This window comes from Blastomonas sp. CCH1-A6, from assembly GCF_001556365.1.
In the GTDB taxonomy this organism is placed as follows: Bacteria; Pseudomonadota; Alphaproteobacteria; order Sphingomonadales; family Sphingomonadaceae; genus Blastomonas; species Blastomonas ursincola.
This window is the reverse complement of record NZ_LSIS01000176.1, coordinates 1-3,463: the sequence shown is the minus strand read 5'-3', so window position 1 is coordinate 3,463 and position 3,463 is coordinate 1. Positions and strand designations below refer to the sequence as shown.

Annotated in this window: 3 protein-coding genes and 1 pseudogene; 1 reads left to right on the top strand and 3 read right to left on the bottom strand. The window is 55.2% G+C overall.

The features are described from left to right. A pseudogene (locus AX735_RS07555) lies at window positions 1-198 on the bottom strand (conjugal transfer protein TraG); the annotation flags it as partial. Window positions 199-441: 243 nt separating this feature from the next. On the opposite strand from AX735_RS07555, the gene AX735_RS07550 reads away from it, so the two are divergent. Beyond that, complete coding sequence (locus tag AX735_RS07550; RefSeq protein WP_066278069.1) at window positions 442-1,563, top strand: three-Cys-motif partner protein TcmP; 1,122 nt, start codon at window positions 442-444, stop codon at window positions 1,561-1,563. Window positions 1,564-1,566: 3 nt separating this feature from the next. On the opposite strand, the gene tcmP is transcribed toward AX735_RS07550, so the two are convergent. Both tcmP and AX735_RS07540 read right to left on the bottom strand, forming a co-directional pair. Next, window positions 1,567-2,490: a three-Cys-motif partner protein TcmP gene (gene tcmP, locus AX735_RS07545; RefSeq protein ID WP_082750994.1), complete on the bottom strand. Its 924-nt coding sequence runs from the start codon at window positions 2,488-2,490 to the stop codon at window positions 1,567-1,569. Next, window positions 2,457-3,221 (bottom strand): phage Gp37/Gp68 family protein, encoded by a 765-nt coding sequence (locus AX735_RS07540; RefSeq protein WP_231750054.1) that lies wholly within the window; start codon window positions 3,219-3,221, stop codon window positions 2,457-2,459. Before AX735_RS07540 ends, tcmP begins: the two co-directional genes overlap by 34 nt. Window positions 3,222-3,463: the final 242 nt, after the last annotated feature.

Here is a 3,463-nt window from a genome sequence, read left to right as displayed (position 1 = left end):
GGCGTCGAACGAGAACCACCACCAGAAGAAGGCCGGCGGCGGATAGATCGGCCAGCCGAAAGCCACGAACCAGGGCGACCCAAGCTCGGGCTGATAGCCCAGCGCCGCGGCGGTCCATTGCGTCGCGGCCCACACGGCGGCGAGCACGATCAGGAAGACCGCGAAGACCTGACCCCAGAGGATTTTGGTTGCCGACATGGCATCGAAGTCGATGCGTGCCGGACACCAAATCAAGTAACTGTTATTATGGAGGAAAGTCTGGCGTAGAAATACAGGGAATAGCGTATTTTGGCCGCGCACCTGTGGAACGGCCGGTCAGCATTTCCTCAAGAGTCCGCCGAGCCTCTAACTTGCCAACAGCCCAGCAGATGCACAGTTGTTCCCTCTTTGTATCGCCTCCGCTTTGGGCTAACGTACCGTTCCATTTTCTGAGGATTCGCGGTGGCAAACGGCTTTTTTGAAGAGCAGCGCGAGCAATCTGCTGTGAAGGCAGAGATCGTTGCTAAATATTTCAACGCATGGGCGGATGTCATGATTGGCAATGCTCAAAGATATAATGGGATCGAGAAAATCGCCTATATCGACCTTTTTGCTGGGCCAGGGCGCTATAAGGACGGCGCAAAATCCACCCCGCTGCTGGTTCTGGAACGCGCTATTCAAAAACCAGAGCTGGCTCGGCTGCTTGTGACCATGTTTAACGATTCTGATCCCGACAATGTGCAGTCGCTTCGTCAAGCGATAGAAGAACTACCTGGTCGGGAATCGCTGGTGCATCAGCCACAGGCGTTCTGTTCCGAAGTGGGTGATGACGCGCAGAAGATGTTCGAACGATCTCGGCTCTGCCCGACATTCTCTTTCATCGACCCGTTTGGTTACAAAGGATTATCGCGCGGTATCATCCAATCGGTGGTAAAGGATTGGGGCTGCGATTGTGTTTTCTTCTTCAACTATTCTCGTATTAATGCAGGCATTAACAACGACACAGTGCGCTCGCATATGAATGCACTTTTCGGCGAGCAGCGGATTGATAGGATGAGGACAATCCTGACTGGCATGGGACCAGCCGACCGTGAGGCATTCGTGCTGGAAGAATTGTCGCAGGCGCTCAAGGAGCTTGGTGCCCAATACATCCTCCCATTCCGTTTCAGGCGCGCAGACGGCAGCCGGACATCCCATGCACTCATTTTCGTAACGAAGAATATTTTGGGCTACGAGATCATGAAGGACATCATGGCACGTGCCAGTTCGACCGAGGATCAGGGCGTGCCTTCCTTCGAATATTCACCCGCCGATGAACGCTGCCCGTTGCTCTTCTCTCTTGCCCGTCCGCTAGAATTGTTGGCCGACGATCTTGCTGAGCGGTTCCACGGCCGCAAGCTGCGCATGGTCGATGCTTATCGCGAGCATCATGTCGGCACGCGCTACATCTCGCGAAATTACAAGAAGGTATTGAGCGATATGGAAGCCGAGGGTCGGATCATTGCCGACCCGCCGGCCGAAAAGCGGCGCATGGTCAAAGGGGAACGATCTTTTAGCGACAAAGTGCTCGTATCCTTTCCGTAAGCTCTATTCGCCTTCTGTGAATTCCGACCAGTGAGCATCCAGATCAAGTTGCGTGGTCGGCCTATCCCAATCGCTCCGTCCAGAAACCTTCCGGTATGCCCGGAGCATGAGCGGCGAGGCTTCGGGATGATCGGTCGCATGGACCATGTGATACATGGTGCGACCGCCTTGCCGTGCATCGTGGATCGCATAGGGGTAGGCGAAAGCATAGCCAAGCTCGGCCTTGAACCGTTGAACAAGCAGGTTAGCACGTTCAACGCCTTGCAGCCCTCGAAGCGTTCGCCAATCTGAACGCCCCCACCAGCGTTCGACACGCGCAGCCGTGGCCTCCCGTCGAACGGCAGCAATCGATCGATCAATCCACCCCGTGGCAAGGAAGTAGAATATCTCGATCTTCGTGCCCTTCTTGTGTCGAGCAATTGCCTCCACAGTTGACCAAGCACATTCAAAAGTGCGCTGATCGAGCAACGCGAAAGTCGCTGTTCGCTCAGTTATCCGCCCGGATGCAAGAATTGTGGAGACGGTGGTGTTGAAGTCACCCTCCATTACATGAATGCGGCGTCCTTTGCTTTCATGCGTAGCTTTGATCTCGTGCAGTAATGCGATCCCTTTCGAATCGATGTCGCATAACCACAGCTCCCGGACGCGCTGCGGTTCAGCTTCCAGAACCAGTTTAGCCGAACAAAGGTCGCTTCGTTCCCGCCTTTGCGGAGCTGCGAAACCGTCGATGTAAGCTCCGTGTTTGGTCACATAAGTAAAGAGTTTAATATATTCCTGGATCAGCCGAGCTTTGTTCTCGGTCCATAGTGGATGTCGAAGGGACTGGAAGTTCTTCTCGGGCGCGACTTTGATCGTCGGAATCTCCGACGCATCAAATAGCATCGGTGACGAACTCAGGCTGACCTCGCCTTCGGCAAGCCGTCCCATATCGCCCCATCAAGGACACGACCTGCGGCCTTCTTACCTACGCGAAGCATCATAGTGCCATCAGCCGCGTGGCTCGCTCGTGCTTTGGCGAGATTCAGACCTTGCCCTGGCGCCCAATCGCCCCATTGCTTGAAATGGAACGGCACCTCGGAGGCCATGCACTGATTGAGAAGATCCAGAAACCAACTCGGGCTGGACGGCCGCGCTTTCGGTCCGCTCTCGCCACCTGTGATGACCCAATCGATATGCTCGCCGAGCCAACGAGATATATTCAATGGCCCCAGTAACGGCTCAGCAGAGATGAATCTCACAGCGGCGGGAATCTCGGCGAGGTGTGGCAATCGCTCCTCGGCCCATTCCTGGTCCTCAACTGTTGTTCCAAGCCAAATATTTGTCGGCCAACTCTGCCCCCAAGGAACCATCTTGCGAACCAGTTCAGGCCGCTTGGTTAGCAGAAGCCAATCGAGATTTGGCGTTGCCTCAATTAGCTCCCATAGGCGTAGGCGGGCGTCATCCAGATCGCGCCGGTCCTCGAAGACATCTGCCATCGATGCGCAGAATACCCGCGGGCGCTCCCCTGCCTCAGCGGCAGCGGTATCCCATTTAATCGGCTCCGCCCAATGCTTATCACCGAAAAAGCGTCGTTCCGCTTTGATCCCCCACACGCGACTTCCCACGCGCTTTGCCCATGCTTCGGCATAGCAATGCTTGCACGCGGGAGACACTTTCACACACCCCCACCAAGGGTTAAACGTGTGCGTAGTCCATTCTATTCGAGAATTCTTGGCCAAATTAGATACTCCCGCCTCAGTCCTATAGCGGAACAAAGAAGGAGCCAAGCACTCCTTCTTTGTTCATGGGGGCAGTCAAGCGAACCGGGATACCCCGCAAAACTCACGTCGGCACTGACCTGCGGCTTTAGAACAAAAAAGGAACAAACAGTCAATCCGTCCCCCGCCCCGCTAAAGTCCCA

What these genes read in the sequence shown, in the direction of transcription:
- tcmP (WP_082750994.1), bottom strand. Translation starts at nt 2,490, where the DNA reads ATGGGACGGCTTGCCGAAGGCGAGGTCAGCCTGAGTTCGTCACCGATG.